Annotated in this window: 15 protein-coding genes; 8 read left to right on the forward strand and 7 right to left on the reverse strand. The window is 67.6% G+C overall.

Going from position 1 to position 13,489, the window contains the following annotated elements:
* The first annotated feature begins 207 nt into the window (after positions 1–207).
* On the forward strand, positions 208–1,428 hold the full coding sequence (locus C5F46_RS09215) for a hypothetical protein (RefSeq protein WP_107325067.1): 1,221 nt from the start codon (positions 208–210) through the stop codon (positions 1,426–1,428).
* Positions 1,425–2,804 (forward strand): cytochrome P450, encoded by a 1,380-nt coding sequence (locus C5F46_RS09220; protein WP_107325068.1) that lies wholly within the window; start codon positions 1,425–1,427, stop codon positions 2,802–2,804. The genes C5F46_RS09215 and C5F46_RS09220 overlap by 4 nt, the downstream gene beginning before the upstream one ends.
* Here C5F46_RS09220 and C5F46_RS09225 read toward each other — a convergent pair.
* Genes C5F46_RS09225 through C5F46_RS09235 form a run of 3 tightly spaced genes read right to left on the reverse strand, consistent with a single transcriptional unit; the run spans position 2,792 to position 6,338 of the window.
* Positions 2,792–4,270, reverse strand: a complete 1,479-nt coding sequence (locus C5F46_RS09225; RefSeq protein ID WP_107325069.1) for a carboxypeptidase M32 — start codon at positions 4,268–4,270, stop codon at positions 2,792–2,794. The genes C5F46_RS09220 and C5F46_RS09225 overlap by 13 nt on opposite strands.
* On the reverse strand, positions 4,267–5,547 hold the full coding sequence (locus C5F46_RS09230) for a COX15/CtaA family protein (protein WP_133618347.1): 1,281 nt from the start codon (positions 5,545–5,547) through the stop codon (positions 4,267–4,269). The genes C5F46_RS09225 and C5F46_RS09230 overlap by 4 nt, the downstream gene beginning before the upstream one ends.
* A gap of 56 nt (positions 5,548–5,603) precedes the next feature.
* Entirely contained in the window at positions 5,604–6,338 is a 735-nt protein-coding gene (locus C5F46_RS09235; RefSeq protein ID WP_107325071.1) for an RNA methyltransferase, read from the reverse strand.
* A gap of 81 nt (positions 6,339–6,419) precedes the next feature.
* On the opposite strand from C5F46_RS09235, the gene C5F46_RS09240 reads away from it, so the two are divergent.
* The gene (locus C5F46_RS09240) at positions 6,420–7,040 is read left to right on the forward strand and encodes a thiamine phosphate synthase (RefSeq protein WP_107325072.1); all 621 of its coding nucleotides are present in this window, start codon (positions 6,420–6,422) and stop codon (positions 7,038–7,040) included.
* A gap of 135 nt (positions 7,041–7,175) precedes the next feature.
* Here C5F46_RS09240 and tgt read toward each other — a convergent pair whose 3' ends face one another.
* On the reverse strand, positions 7,176–8,306 hold the full coding sequence (tgt, locus tag C5F46_RS09245; RefSeq protein ID WP_107325073.1) for a tRNA guanosine(34) transglycosylase Tgt: 1,131 nt from the start codon (positions 8,304–8,306) through the stop codon (positions 7,176–7,178).
* A 150-nt stretch (positions 8,307–8,456) separates the two neighbouring features.
* Between tgt and C5F46_RS09250 the strand changes: the two genes are divergently transcribed.
* The 3 genes from C5F46_RS09250 (at position 8,457) to tpiA (ending at position 10,017) form a co-directional block, all read left to right on the forward strand.
* Positions 8,457–8,822 carry an SUF system Fe-S cluster assembly protein gene (locus C5F46_RS09250; RefSeq protein ID WP_107325074.1) on the forward strand — a complete coding sequence of 122 codons (366 nt, stop codon included), beginning with the start codon at positions 8,457–8,459 and terminating at the stop codon, positions 8,820–8,822.
* Complete coding sequence (locus C5F46_RS09255) at positions 8,822–9,181, forward strand: HesB/IscA family protein (RefSeq protein WP_181317743.1); 360 nt, start codon at positions 8,822–8,824, stop codon at positions 9,179–9,181. The genes C5F46_RS09250 and C5F46_RS09255 overlap by 1 nt, the downstream gene beginning before the upstream one ends.
* Before the next feature lie 89 nt (positions 9,182–9,270).
* Positions 9,271–10,017 (forward strand): triose-phosphate isomerase, encoded by a 747-nt coding sequence (gene tpiA, locus C5F46_RS09260; RefSeq protein WP_107325076.1) that lies wholly within the window; start codon positions 9,271–9,273, stop codon positions 10,015–10,017.
* 75 nt (positions 10,018–10,092) lie between these two features.
* Here the strand turns inward: tpiA and C5F46_RS09265 are convergent, their stop codons facing one another.
* Positions 10,093–10,554, reverse strand: a complete 462-nt coding sequence (locus C5F46_RS09265) for an Lrp/AsnC family transcriptional regulator (RefSeq protein WP_107325077.1) — start codon at positions 10,552–10,554, stop codon at positions 10,093–10,095.
* A 267-nt stretch (positions 10,555–10,821) separates the two neighbouring features.
* On the opposite strand from C5F46_RS09265, the gene C5F46_RS09270 reads away from it, so the two are divergent.
* Complete coding sequence (locus C5F46_RS09270) at positions 10,822–11,631, forward strand: ferredoxin--NADP reductase (RefSeq protein ID WP_107325078.1); 810 nt, start codon at positions 10,822–10,824, stop codon at positions 11,629–11,631.
* A 72-nt stretch (positions 11,632–11,703) separates the two neighbouring features.
* Here the strand turns inward: C5F46_RS09270 and C5F46_RS09275 are convergent, their stop codons facing one another.
* The gene (locus C5F46_RS09275; protein WP_107325079.1) at positions 11,704–12,093 is read right to left on the reverse strand and encodes a hypothetical protein; all 390 of its coding nucleotides are present in this window, start codon (positions 12,091–12,093) and stop codon (positions 11,704–11,706) included.
* Between the two features lie 221 nt (positions 12,094–12,314).
* Here C5F46_RS09275 and infC point away from each other — a divergent pair, with 221 nt between their 5' ends.
* Positions 12,315–12,803 carry a translation initiation factor IF-3 gene (gene infC, locus C5F46_RS09280; protein ID WP_459562098.1) on the forward strand — a complete coding sequence of 163 codons (489 nt, stop codon included), beginning with the start codon at positions 12,315–12,317 and terminating at the stop codon, positions 12,801–12,803.
* Between the two features lie 92 nt (positions 12,804–12,895).
* Here infC and C5F46_RS09285 read toward each other — a convergent pair whose 3' ends face one another.
* Complete coding sequence (locus C5F46_RS09285) at positions 12,896–13,489, reverse strand: YeeE/YedE thiosulfate transporter family protein (protein WP_107325081.1); 594 nt, start codon at positions 13,487–13,489, stop codon at positions 12,896–12,898.

Below are 13,489 nucleotides of genomic sequence, written 5' to 3' on the forward strand. Positions count from 1 at the left end.
TGCCCGCCCGGTCGCTTGCGGCGCCTGCGGAAGCCTCCGGCGGGGATATTTGGACCAAGATGAAATTGCAGCCCGTTCATCTTGGCAAAAATATCCCCCGCGGAGCGTTCCGCAGGCGCCGCAAGCGACCGGCCGGACCAGAGAGCCACAGCGGCCCTTGCCCTTGCCACCGTTCCCGCTAGCCTGCGCCTGGCAAGCGGGGGAGCGATGGCAGAGCGCGACACAGATCAGGTGCGGCGGCGGCGGGTGTTTTACATCCCCGGCTATGACCCGATTCCGCCGCGCCGCTACCGCGAGCTTTATCGCCGCGAGGGGGCCACGCAGGCGGCGATCTCGGGCTACGGGCTGGAGCTGACGCCACGGCCTGCGGGCATTGCTCAGGGCTGGGAGGTGCAGGCCCGGATCGAGGGCGCCGAGGTGGTGGCCGAGGTGGAGGTGCTGGTCTGGTCCGACATCGTGCGCGCCTCAATGGGGCAATCGGTGGCGGGCAGCTATCTGCGGCTGATCCGCACCGGCTGGGCCTACCTGCACTCGGGCGCCTTTGTCCGGCTGATGCGGCTGCGCCGGGGGCCTGCGATTGTGGCGCTGTATCCGGTGGCGGTGCTGTTGGGGCAATTGGCTCTGGCGTTGGCCGCGGCGGTGGTGGCGGCGGGCATGGTGGCTGCGGTGCCGGGGTTGCCTTATGCGGGGCTGGTGGGGCTGGTGTCAGGCGCGCTGGCGCTGGGGGCGGTGTTGCACCTGTTTCGCCGTGCCGACCGTCGGTTTTTCGCCCATTACCTGATGCATGACTATGCCTTCACCGCGCAATCGGGCGGCGCCTGGCCCCCGGCGCTGGAGGTGCGGATGGCCGAATTCGCCGCCCGCATCAATGCCGCCCTGCGCGGAAACTATGACGAAGTACTGGTAGTTGGCCATTCGTCGGGGGCGCATCTGGCGGTGTCGGCGCTGGCCGAGGTGATCCGCGCGGGGCTGCCGCCCGGCGCACCCGCGCTGGGGTTTTTGAGCCTTGGGCAAGTGGTGCCGATGGTGTCATTCCTGCCCGAGGCGCGCCGACTGCGGGCCGATCTGCGCGATCTGGCCGGGTCGGACGCGCTGACCTGGGTTGATGTCAGCGCGCCAGGCGATCCCTGCGCATTCGCGCTGTGCGATCCGGTGGCGGTGTCGGGGGTGGCGCCTGCGGTGCGGCACGGGCCCCTGGTGATCTCGGCCGCGTTCCGCCAGACGCTGTCACCTGCACGGCTGCGGGCGATGCGCTGGCGGTTCTTTCGCCGCCACATCCAGTATCTGTGCGCGTTTGATCAGCCCGGTGACTATGACTATTTCCGCATCACCGCGGGGCCTGCGACGCTGGCGGCGCGCTTTGCCGGGCGTGCCCCGTCAAAAAGCCGCATTGAGCGGGCGGAAAACCGCCATACCGATTGCGCATGAGCCCTCCGATTCCGCCCAAGCCCCCTGCCCGGCCCGACCGCGCCTCGTTCTGGCGCTATCTGCGGCTGATGCGGCGCGATATCCTGTCGGCGCATCCGGCCCGGCTGTATCGGGCGTGGATGGCCGAGTTTCGCACCCCGTTCTTTCGCAGCTATCTGTGCAACGACCCCGAAATCGTAGCCCGTGTGCTGAAGGCGCCGAACCGCGAGTTTCCCAAATCCAATCGCATGGCCGAGGGGCTGCGCCCGCTGCTGGGCCGGTCAGTGTTTCTGACCAACGGCCCCGAGTGGGAGCGTCAGCGCCGCATCATCGACCCGGCATTCGAGGGCGGGCGACTGCACGAAAGCCTGCCCGCGATGGAGGCCGCGGCGTGCACGGCGGTGGCCCGGCTTGCCCCCCGCGCCGATGGCCAGCCGGTCGAGATCGAGGCCGAAACCGCCCATGCAGCGGCGGATGCTATCTTTCGCACGCTGTTCTCGATCCCGATCGAGGATGATCTGGCCACCGCCGCCTTTGCCGCGTTTCGCGCGCACCAGGCAACGCAGCCCCTGGTGAACCTGGGCGCCTTTCTGCCGCTGCCGCGCTGGGTGCCGCGACTGCATTCGGCGCGCACACGGGCCACCGCACGCGCGATCCGCGCGCCGATCCGGCAGATGGTGGCCGCGCGCGCCGACGAAATCGCCGCGGGCACCGCGCCCGACGATCTGGCGACCAAGATCATGACCACCGCCGACCCGGACACAGGCAGCCGGTTTGCCCCCGCCGAAATGGTCGATCAGGTCGCCACCTTCTTTCTGGCCGGGCACGAAACCTCGGCCTCGGCGCTGGCGTGGTCGCTGTATCTGCTCGCGCTGTTCCCCGACTGGCAGGACCGGCTGGCAGCGGAGGCCGCGGGGCTGGACCCTGCGGGCACCGACATGGCCGCGCTGGGGCGGTTACGGGTGGCGCGCGCGGTGTTTCGCGAGGCGATGCGGCTTTACCCGCCCGTTCCGATGATGGTGCGAGAGGCCGCCTGCCCCGTTACCTTCCGCGGTCGCGCACTGCGCCCCGGCGCGCAGATCGTGATCTCGCCCTGGCATCTGCACCGGCATGAACGGCTGTGGGCGCGGCCCGACGAGTTTGCCCCCGACCGGTTCGACACCGACACCGGCCGGGCCTGCCTGCGCACGGCCTATATCCCGTTTTCATCGGGTCCGCGCGCCTGCCCCGGCGCAGGCTTTGCGATGGCCGAAGGGCCGCTGATGTTGGCGCATCTGGTCGCGGCCTATCGCTTTGACCCGGTGCCGGGGCGCACGCCGATGCCTGCCGCGCAACTGACGGTGCGCAGCAAGGACGGCATCTGGCTGCGCCTGACCCGGCGTGATCAAAGCCGGTAAAGCGCGCGGAACTTGGTTTCCAGATAATCCAGCAGCGGCGCCTCGGTCGGGGCAAAGCCGCAGGCGCGGGTGATCAGCTCGACCGGGCGATACAACCCGCCGGGGCGCTGCACATGGTCGCGCAGCCAGTCGGTGGCGGGGCTGGCATCGCCCGCGGCAAGGTGTGCATCCAGATCGGGCAGCGCCGCGCGCAGCGCCTGATGCAGGCACCCCGCATAGAGGTTGCCAAGCGAATAGGTCGGGAAATAGCCGAACAGGCCCACTGACCAATGCACATCCTGCAACATCCCGTTGGCAGGCCGATCGACCGCAAAACCGAAATCGGCCAGAAAGCGGGCGTTCCAGGCCGCCTCCAGATCGGTCACCGCCAGCGTGCCGCCGATCAGCGCGCGCTCCAGATCGAACCGCAGCATGATGTGCAGGTTATACTGCACCTCATCGGCCTCGGTGCGGATGTAGCCTGCGTGAACCCGGTTCACCGCGGCATGGAACGCCGCGGCATCGGGCAGGCCCGGATCGCCGAAAACCTGCTGCATCTGGCCAAATACCCAGCCGGTAAAGGCCGCCGACCGGCCCAGCTGGTTTTCAAAGATCCGGCTCTGGCTTTCGTGCACACCCATCGACACGCCGCGCCCCAGCGGGGTAAAGGCATGCAGCGGCGCGATGCCCTGCTCGTAGGCGGCGTGGCCGACCTCGTGAATGGTGGAATAAAGGCAATTGAACGGGTCATCCTCGGCCACGCGGGTGGTGATGCGCACATCAGACCCCGAGCCTGACGAGAACGGATGCACGGCAAGGTCGATCCGGCCGCGGTTCCAGTCATAGCCAAAGGCCGCAGCGGCGCGGCGGGCCAGGTCCATCTGCCCCGCGGCCGGGAAATGCCCGGTCAGCGCGCGCGGCGCGGGCGCGCCCAGAACCGCCTCGCGCAGGGCCACCAGACGCGGGCGCATCCGGTCGAACATGGCGCCAAGGCTGGCAGCGGTCGCCCCCGGCTCATAGCCGTCCAGCAGCGCATCATAGGCATCGGCACCAAGGCCCGCCGCGGCCAGTGCCGCCCCCTCCTCGCGCCGCAGGGCGACGATGCGCGCCAGCGTGGGCAGAAAGCGGGCGACATCATCGGCGGCCCGCGCCTCGGCCCAGATGCCCTGCGCAAGGCTGGTGGCGCGCGCCAGTTCGGCGGCCAGATCGGCGGGCACCGCGCTGGCGCGGCGATATTGATGCGCGATCAGATCAAGCGCACGGGCGCCCGCGGCATCGGGGGCCTGTGCCCCGGCCAGCCAGTCTGCGATGCGCGGGTCTGTGCGGCGGGCGTGCAAAACGCCCTCCAGCGCCGCAACTTCCTCGGCGCGCTGGCCCGCGGCGCCGCGCGGCATCACTGTCTCACGGTCCCAACCCAGCCGTTCCGAGATCAGACCCAGCGCCTCGGTCTCGCGCTGAAACGCCATCAGGTGCGAAAACGCGGTCACTGCTTGCCCCCCCGGATCGACTGCACCACCGGATAGCGCGCGAACAGCCGCGCCCGCAGGATCACCCCCCACAGCACCACCGCGCCCGCCAGATGCGCCAACCCCAGTTCCGCGGGGCTGCCGCGCAGCACCGCCAGCACCCCCAGCGCCGATTGCAGCACCAGCACCAGAGCAAGCGCCGTGAAAGCGCCACGGGTAACGGGATGCGGGCTGCGGCGACTGCGCCAGACAGCCACAAGGCCCAGCACCACCAGCAGATAGCCCGCGCCCCGATGCGCAAACTGCACCAGCGCGGGATCACGCAGCGCCTCGGGCCAGCGCAGCGCCGCCAGCACCTCGACCGGCAGCACCTTCCCGGCCATCATCGGCCAGTCGGCAAAGCCGCGCCCGGCGTCGATCCCGGCCAGCAGCCCGCCCAGCAGGATTTGCGCAAAGGCGAAAAACATCATCCCGGTGGCCAGAGCCAACAGCCGCGGCTCGCCCAGACGGCGGGCCTGCAACAGGGCCACATCCGACCGCGCCAGCTTCAGCCATGGCCACAGCAACATCCCCAGCGCAGCAAAGCCGAGCGCCGCGGCCAGCGCCGCCCGCCACGGGGCAAGCTGCGCCAGAACTGCCGCCCGCCCCGGCCACAGCGGCGCCTGCGGCAGTGCCGCAGGGTCAAGCCCCGCCAGTTGCACCAGCCGCGCGGTCTGCACCAATGCCTGATCGGCCAGCACCCCCGCAGAACCGCCAAGGCTCAGCGCCGCCGCCGCGATCAGCACCAGCCCGACCAGCCCCTGCGCCCCCGCCATGCCGGCCGGAAATCGCCGCATCAGCGCAAAGCCCAGCCAGCCCAGCAACCAGACCAAAACCGCCGCCAGCACGGCCACCATCTGCCCCCAATGCGCCCAGTATAGCGGCTGGAACGCTGCCAGGGTCAGCCCCGCCTCGGGCGCGGCCAAAGGTGATGCTCCGCCCGGCGGCGTCAGCAGCATCAAGGCTGGCACCGCAGGGGGTGGCTGCACCGCGGCCAGCGCGGCGACCCAACCGGCCGCATCCATCGGCGGCACCAGCGACAACGGCGCCTGCCACAGCGCGGCGGCCAGGTCGGCATCGCTCAGCCGCAGCCATGCGGCCGCCATCAACGCCGCCAGCACCAGCACCGACACCAGCGCGAGCCAGACCCGGATCGGCCCGCGCGCGCCGCGCTGCGGGCGCGCGTCGATCATGCCGCCCTGCGGCACCGGCGCCTGCGGGGTTGCGACCTCTTCGAAGATGGAGCGTTTCTTGGCCATGGCCGCCTCCCTGCTGTCGCGGCGCAGACTAGGCGCGCGCGCGGGGGCCTTCAAGGTCAGCCGTCGCGCTTGCGAACAATCTGCCGCAGCATCCCGTGCAGGGTCTGCACATCGGCCCGCGTCAGGCCCAGCCGCCCCCACATATTGCGCAGGTTGAGCTTCATGTTGGCGGCCTTGTGGGGAGGAAAGAAAAAGCCCGCCTCTGCCAGCCGCTCTTCGTAATGATCGCCCAGCTTCTCGATCTCCAGCCGACTGGCCATGTCGGCCCCCGCCAGCCCCGACTGCACCGCAGGCCCGTCATGGCCCTGCCGCGCCCATTCATAGCCCGTCAGCAGAACCGCCTGCGCCAGATTGAGCGAGGGGAAATCGGGGTTTACCGGCACCGTAACAATGGCATTCGCGCGCGAAACATCTTCGTTTTCCAACCCCGTGCGTTCGGGGCCGAACAACACTCCCACCCGCGCCCCCTGCCCGATCAGGGCGCGGGCCTGGGCCATTGCGGCCTCGGGCGTGTAGATCGGCTTGGTCAGTTCGCGCCCGCGCGCTGTGGTGGCAAAGACGAAATCGCAATCGGCAATCGCGCCCGGCACATCGGCAAAGACCCCGGCGCGGTCCAGCACCCGCCCCGCCGCCCCCGAGGCCATCGCCACCGCGCGCGGATTGGGCCAGCCGTCGCGCGGATCGGTCAGACGCAGGGTGTCCAGACCAAAATTCAGCATCGCGCGCGCGGCGGCGCCGATATTCTCGCCCATCTGGGGCCGCACGAGGATGAAAACAGGCTTGGCTTGCATGACCCGTCCTTACGCGGGCGCGCAGGTGCTGGCAAGGCAGCGCGCCTTGCGCTAACAGGGGCAAAAGCCCGAGGAACCGCCATGGCCGATCAAGACCGCCCGCAAATCTATCTGATCACCCCGCCCCACTTCGACCTCGACACCTTCCCCGACCGGCTGGCCGCGGTGCTCGATGCCGCCGATGTGGCCTGTCTGCGCCTTGCGCTGGCCGCCGCAGACGAAGACGCGGTGGGCCGCGCCGCCGACGCCTGCCGGATGGTCGCGCATGAGCGGGACGTGGCGGTCGTGATCGAAACCCATCTGAAGCTGGTAGAACGCCACGGCCTTGACGGCGTGCATCTGACCGACGGCGCGCGATCAGTCCGCGCCGCGCGCAAGGATCTGGGGGCCGATGCGATCATCGGCGCCTATTGCGGCGCCACCCGGCACGAGGGCATGAACGCCGCCGAGGCGGGGGCCGATTATGTCTGCCTCGGCCCGGTGGGCGACACGCTGCTGGGCACCACGCCGCGCGCAGAACGCGACCTGTTCGCCTGGTGGTCGGAAATGATCGAAGTGCCGGTGGTGGCCGAAGGCGCGCTGACGCCTGCGCTGGTGGCCGATCTGGCGCCGGTCACAGACTTCTTTGCCTTCGGTCCCGAAATCTGGACCGACGAAGACCCGGTGGCCGCTCTGCGCAGCCTGATCGCGGCGATGGGCTGAGCACGCCGGTCGCGGCACCGCGCGGCGGAAGCCTCCGGCGGGGATATTTGGACCAAGATGAAATCGCAGCCCTTTCATCTTGGCCAAAATATCCCCCGCGGAGCGTTCCGCAGGCGCCGCAAGCGACCGGCCGGGCTAGAGCGGCTCGATGTCGCCTTGGGCGCGCTGGGCGTGGAACTCGGCCACAAAGGCCGACAGGCGGCCCCCGGCGATGGCGGAGCGCAGGCCGGACATCAACTCCTGATAATAGTGCAGGTTGTGCCAGGTCAGCAGCATCGACGAGATGATCTCTTGCGCGCGGAAGACGTGGTGCAGATAGGCGCGGGAATAGCCGCGGCAGGCCGGGCAGGTGCAGGCCTCGTCCAGCGGGCGTGGGTCGTCCATGTGGCGGGCGTTCTTGATATTGACCACGCCGCGGCGGGTGAAGGCCTGGCCCGTACGGCCCGAGCGGGAGGGCAGCACGCAGTCCATCATGTCGATGCCGCGTTCGACCGCGCCCACGATGTCATCGGGCTTGCCCACGCCCATCAGATAGCGCGGGCGGTCTGAGGGCAGCAGGTCAGGGGCGTAGTCGAGGACGGAAAACATCGTCTCCTGCCCCTCGCCCACGGCCAGCCCCCCCACCGCGTAGCCGTCAAAGCCGATGGCGCGCAGCGCCGCGGCGCTTTCCGCGCGCTGGTCGGGGTAGACCGAGCCCTGCATGATGCCGAACAGCGCATGCCCCGGCCGGTCGCCGAAGGCATCACGCGACCGGCGCGCCCAGCGCATCGACAGTTCCATACTGGCGCGCGCGGTCGCCTCATCGGCCGGAAACGACGTGCATTCGTCAAACGCCATCACGATATCGGAGCCCAGAAGGCGCTGAATCTCCATGCTGCGTTCGGGGCTGAGCATGTGTTTGGAGCCGTCGATATGGCTGGAAAAGCGCACGCCCTCTTCGGTCATCTTGCGCAGGGAGGCGAGGCTCATCACTTGAAAGCCGCCCGAATCGGTGAGAATCGGGCGGTCCCAGCCCATGAAGCGGTGCAGACCGCCCAGCCGCGCGATGCGCTCGGCGGTGGGGCGCAGCATCAGGTGGTAGGTGTTGCCCAGCAGGATGTCGGCCCCGGTCGCCCGCACGCTTTCCGGCAGCATCGCCTTGACGGTGGCCGCTGTGCCCACCGGCATGAAGGCGGGGGTGCGGATTGCGCCTCTGGGGGTGTGGATCACCCCGGTGCGGGCGCGCCCGTCGGTGGCGTGCAGATCGAAGCGGAAAGCGGTGGTCATGCAAGGCTCCTGTAACAGTGGCCCCTTGTGCGCAATTTCGCGCGGTCTGCCAAGTCTGCGCCAAGCCGAGAACCGGCGCAGACCTGAGCCGGGGCTTTACGCGGGCGGCACAATCCCTATATATTCACTCGACAATAGCGCGAGAACATCATGACGGCCGAAGCCTCCTCTCCCCTTCAAGGGGCCCCGCTGATCCAGCCCTCGACCACCGATCATCCGCTGTATGAGCCGGTGGTGGAGGCGATCAAGACGGTGTTCGACCCGGAAATTCCGGTCAACATCTATGATCTGGGTCTGATTTACACGATCACCGTTACCGAGGATGCGCTGGTCGAGGTCACGATGACGCTGACCGCGCCGGGCTGCCCGGTGGCGGGCGACATGCCGGGCTGGGTGCGCGATGCGGTCGAGTCCGTTCCCGGCGTGCGGCAGGCGGGCGTGAATCTGGTGTTCGAGCCCGAATGGGGCATGGACATGATGTCCGACGAGGCCCGTCTGGAACTGGGGTTCATGTGATGAAGATGCCCGCACCGAAAACCCCCGTCACGCTGACGCCTGCCGCGGTGGCGCAGGTGCGCCGCCTGATGGAGAAGACCGGCGCGGCGGGCCTGCGATTGGGCATCAAGAAGGGTGGTTGTGCGGGGATGGAATATACCATCGAGCCGGTGCAGGTGGCCGACCCGATGGATGTGGCGATCGAGCAGGACGGCGCGCAGGTGCTGATCGCGCCGATGGCGCAGATGTTCCTGTTCGGCACCGAGATCGACTATGTCAGCGATGTGCTGGAATCGGGGTTCCGGTTCAACAACCCCAATGTGGTCGAGGCCTGCGGCTGCGGCGAATCGATCAAGTTCGGCGACGTGCCCACCCTCTGACCGGTTTGCCGGACCGCGCGCTTTTGCGCTTTGCGCGCGTCGCCGGTTTTGCCTAATGTCCCCTCGGTCGATTTCAAGGGAGGAAAGACATGCGGCGGAAACTGGCAGCAGGCAACTGGAAGATGAATGGCACGCGGGCGAGCCTTGCCGAGGTCGAGGCGCTGATCGCGGCGCATCCCGAACCCGCCTGTGACGTGCTGCTGTGCCCCCCCGCAACCCTGATCGCCTGGATGGCGGACCGGATCGGCGCGGCCCCGGTGGCGGTTGGCGGGCAGGATTGCCATGCCAGGGCCTCGGGCGCGCATACCGGCGATATTGCGGCGGGCCAACTGGCCGATGCGGGCGCGAGCCATGTGATTCTGGGCCATTCCGAGCGTCGGGCGGATCACGGCGAAACCGATGCAATGGTGTGCGCCAAGACCGTCGCCGCCCATGACGCCGGGCTGGTGGCGGTGGTCTGCCTGGGCGAGACGGAGGCCGAGCGCGATGCGGGGACCACGCTGGCGGTGATCGGGGCGCAACTGGCAGGTTCGCTGCCCGAGGGTTGCACCGGGCACAACACGGTGATCGCCTATGAGCCGGTCTGGGCGATCGGCACCGGCCGCACGCCGACGCTGGGCCAGATTGCCGAAGTCCATGATTTTCTGCGCGCCGAACTGGTCAACCGCTTTGGCGCCGAGGGCGGGGCGATGCGGTTGCTCTATGGCGGGTCGGTCAAGCCGTCGAACGCGACCGAGATCTTTGCCACCTCGAACGTGGATGGCGCGCTGGTCGGCGGAGCCAGCCTGACGGCGGCGGATTTTGGCGCGATCATCGCGGCGCTGGACGCGGCCTGAGGGCGGTTGACGGGGAGCCGGGGGCGCTGCCCCCGGACCCCCGGGATATTTGCACCAAGATGAAGGGGGCCGGGGTCAGAGCGGTAGCAGCGTGGTGGATTTGATTTCTTCCATCGACAGCAGCGCCGTGACGTTGTGGATTTTCACCTCGGCAATCAGCGCCTGATAGAACTGGTCATAGGCGCGCGCGTTGCGGACCCGGACCTTGAGGATATAGTCGATGTCGCCCGCAAGCCGATGCGCCTCAAGCACCTCGGGGCGGGCGCGCAGCGTGGTCAGAAAGCGGTGCTGCCAGTCGGCCTCGTGTTCGGAGGTGCGGATCAGCACGAAAAAGCAGGCCTCAAGCCCCAGCGCCTCGGGGTCGAGCAGCACCGTCTGGCGGCCGATCACGCCCTGATCCTTCATCTTGCGGATACGGTTCCAGACCGGCGTTTTCGACGAGCCCACCTTGCGGGCGATATCATCCAGCGACTGGCTGGCATCTTCTTGCAACTGGGCCAGAATCTTCCGGTCCATCTCGTCCAGACGGACGGCCATTTGGTCTCTCCCGGTTTGGAACAGGCGTCTCCCTGTGTGCAGGATAGCGGCCCGCTGTCCCGCCCGGCAAGGCACTAGCAACGGTGGGCAGGAAAATTTCCTGCGTTCGGGCCGAACGACGCCGCGCTGCGGTGTGCGCGACGCAGCCGGGGCGCGGACCGAGGATGACCATCGGTCGCTGTCCTGCGGCGGAAAGTGACTTTCCGGTCCGGGATTTCCGTCTTAAAAGGTCGGGAATCACTGGTCCAGAAACAGGACGGAATTGCCGTGAACGACGCCTCCCCCTCCACCGCCCGCGTGCTTCCCGATGCCCAGACCGTGACCGAGGTCACGCATTGGACCGACACGCTGTTTTCGTTCCGCGTGACGCGGCCGCAAAGCTTGCGTTTCCGGTCGGGCGAGTTTGTGATGATCGGGCTGCTGGACGAGGCCGGAAAGCCGATCCAGCGCGCCTATTCGATCGCCTCGCCGTCGTGGGACGAGGAACTGGAGTTCTACTCGATCAAGGTGCAGGACGGCCCACTGACCTCGCGGTTGCAGCACATCAAGGTGGGCGACCAGATCATCCTGCGCCCGAAACCCGTGGGCACGCTGGTGCATGATGCCCTGCTGCCGGGCAAGCGGATCTGGTTTCTGGCCACCGGCACCGGGATCGCACCCTTTGCCAGCCTGATGCGCGACCCTGAGACCTATGAAAAATATGACGAAGTCATCATGATGCACACCTGCCGTCAGGTGGCCGAACTGGAATATGGGCGGCAGTTGGTGGAGAGCCTGAACGACGATCCGTTGATCGGCGAAATGGTGGCGGGCAAGCTGAAATACTATCCCACCACCACGCGCGAAGAATTCCACCACATGGGGCGCATCACCGACAACCTGACCTCGGGCAAGGTGTTTGCCGATCTGGGCATCACGCCGATGGACCGCGAACATGACCGCGCGATGGTTTGCGGCAGCCTGGCTTTCAACCTGGATGTGAAGGCGGTTCTGGAGGGATTCGGGCTGCGCGAGGGCGCCAACAGCGAACCGCTGGAATATGTGGTCGAAAAGGCCTTTGTGGGCGACGGCGTCTGACAGCGCCAGCCTCCCGAACGCAAAACGCCGCGCGATCACTCGCGCGGCGTTTTCGTCATATCATGCCAAGCATCAGGGCTTGGGGGCCTCGGGGGTCGCGGGCAGGGCATCAGCCGCCCCTTCAAGCGCCTCGCTCGCCGCGTTGAGCGCGTCAGTGGCCGCTTCGGTGGCGGCGGCTCCCGCCTCGGTGGCCGCGTCAGTTACCGCATCGGCGGCGGCGTCAACCGCATTGCCCGCGGCCTCGGTCGCGGCGGTGGCAGCCTGGCCCGCGGCCTCGACCGCGGCATCGGCCGCTTCGCCAGCGGCGGTGGCGGCTTCGCTGGCGGCTTCGGCAGCGTCGCTCGCCGCATCGGCGGCCGGTGCGGCAACCTCGGCGGGCGCCACCGTTTTGGTGCTGTTGTAGTAGTAATATCCGCCCGCCGCAGCGGCCAGAAGAATGACCAGAATAACAAGTTTGTTCATGACCCACTCCCATCTTGCAAGAGGTCTGCGTTCCAGTGCCCGCAATATGGGCAATCTGCCCGCAATTGTAAGGGCACGAAATGCCACGCCTTGCGATTTGAGTTGAAACCACGCCTTTGCACGTCTAGTTTGCGCCACAATCAGCCGATGGCCACAGAAGGAGTCCCACCATAGCCCGCAGACCGCACAATGCCCCGCCCCAGCGCGAGACTGGTCCCCGTATCAACGACCGTATCCGCGCCCCGGAAATCCGCCTGATTGGCGCGGATGGCGAAAACGTGGGTGTCGTTACCCCGGCCAGGGCGATGGCCATGGCCGAGGAAGTTGGACTCGATCTGGTGGAGATTTCTCCGACCGCCGTTCCCCCGGTCTGCAAGATCATGGATTTCGGCAAGTTCAAGTATGAGCAGCAAAAGCGTGAGGCCGAGGCCCGCAAGAAGCAGCACATCATCGAAATCAAGGAAATCAAGTTCCGCCCCGGCACCGACACGCATGACTATGAGGTCAAGATGCGGTCGGTGATGAAGTTCCTGGACGAGGGCGACAAGGTCAAGGTGACGCTGCGCTTCCGCGGCCGGGAAATGGCGCATCAGCAGCTCGGGCTGGAATTGCTGAATCGCGTGGCGGCCGATGTCGGTGATGCAGGCAAGGTTGAATCGATGCCCAAGCTGGAAGGCCGCCAGATGGTGATGATGATCGCGCCGAAATAAGGCTGCCGATCACGATGAACAGAACCCTCCCGCAAGGGAGGGTTTTTTCATGCCCCCCCCGCGCGGAGGAGGGGCTTGACCACACAGCGGGTTCAGAACGGGGCGTGGACGCCGACGCGGTCCTTGGGTGCGATCTGTTCAGGGATCACAAAGGCCACGACGATGAACACCGCCCCCAGCGAGATGCCCAGCACATCGCCCGGCAGCGCCGGAAACAGCGATTCGTAATTCGTGCCGGGAACCTTGCCCAGCGTGACCTTGCCGCCAGCGAGATTTGCCAGCAGCCCCGTGGCCTTGATCGCATCATGTGACAGCGTGTAGGCCAGCGCGCCCAAAAGCCCGCCCAGCGCATAAACGATGGCATCGCGCCGCCCCGAGGCCGCCGCGCAAACCCCGGTGCCGGGGCAATAGCCTGACATCGCCCAGCCCGCGCCCAGCAACAGCCCGCCCACGAACACCCCCGCATAGGTGGCCTTGACCGACATATGGCCGACATCGACCAAACCCAGCATCTGGCCGCCAAAGGTCAGCACCGAGGCAACCCCGATCGCCAGCAAAATCGCCTTCATAAGGCCAAGGCTGCGCAGCGCGAGCATCCGGCCCAGAACGCTGGGGTTGGTGGCGCCCACCCGGTCCAGCACCATGCCAAAGGCGCCGCCGATCAGAAGTGCAAGAATGATCTGCAT

Origin of the sequence: Phaeovulum veldkampii DSM 11550, assembly GCF_003034995.1 — a bacterium.
Lineage (GTDB): Bacteria > Pseudomonadota > Alphaproteobacteria > Rhodobacterales > Rhodobacteraceae > Phaeovulum > Phaeovulum veldkampii.

What these genes read in the sequence shown, in the direction of transcription:
- C5F46_RS09215 (WP_107325067.1), top strand. Translation starts at nt 208, where the DNA reads ATGGCAGAGCGCGACACAGATCAGGTGCGGCGGCGGCGGGTGTTTTAC.
- C5F46_RS09220 (WP_107325068.1), top strand. Translation starts at nt 1,425, where the DNA reads ATGAGCCCTCCGATTCCGCCCAAGCCCCCTGCCCGGCCCGACCGCGCC.
- C5F46_RS09230 (WP_133618347.1), bottom strand. Translation starts at nt 5,547, where the DNA reads ATGGCCAAGAAACGCTCCATCTTCGAAGAGGTCGCAACCCCGCAGGCG.
- C5F46_RS09235 (WP_107325071.1), bottom strand. Translation starts at nt 6,338, where the DNA reads ATGCAAGCCAAGCCTGTTTTCATCCTCGTGCGGCCCCAGATGGGCGAG.
- C5F46_RS09240 (WP_107325072.1), top strand. Translation starts at nt 6,420, where the DNA reads ATGGCCGATCAAGACCGCCCGCAAATCTATCTGATCACCCCGCCCCAC.
- tgt (WP_107325073.1), bottom strand. Translation starts at nt 8,306, where the DNA reads ATGACCACCGCTTTCCGCTTCGATCTGCACGCCACCGACGGGCGCGCC.
- C5F46_RS09250 (WP_107325074.1), top strand. Translation starts at nt 8,457, where the DNA reads ATGACGGCCGAAGCCTCCTCTCCCCTTCAAGGGGCCCCGCTGATCCAG.
- C5F46_RS09255 (WP_181317743.1), top strand. Translation starts at nt 8,822, where the DNA reads ATGAAGATGCCCGCACCGAAAACCCCCGTCACGCTGACGCCTGCCGCG.
- tpiA (WP_107325076.1), top strand. Translation starts at nt 9,271, where the DNA reads ATGCGGCGGAAACTGGCAGCAGGCAACTGGAAGATGAATGGCACGCGG.
- C5F46_RS09265 (WP_107325077.1), bottom strand. Translation starts at nt 10,554, where the DNA reads ATGGCCGTCCGTCTGGACGAGATGGACCGGAAGATTCTGGCCCAGTTG.
- C5F46_RS09275 (WP_107325079.1), bottom strand. Translation starts at nt 12,093, where the DNA reads ATGAACAAACTTGTTATTCTGGTCATTCTTCTGGCCGCTGCGGCGGGC.
- C5F46_RS09285 (WP_107325081.1), bottom strand. Translation starts at nt 13,489, where the DNA reads ATGCAGATCATTCTTGCACTTCTGATCGGCGGCGCCTTTGGCATGGTG.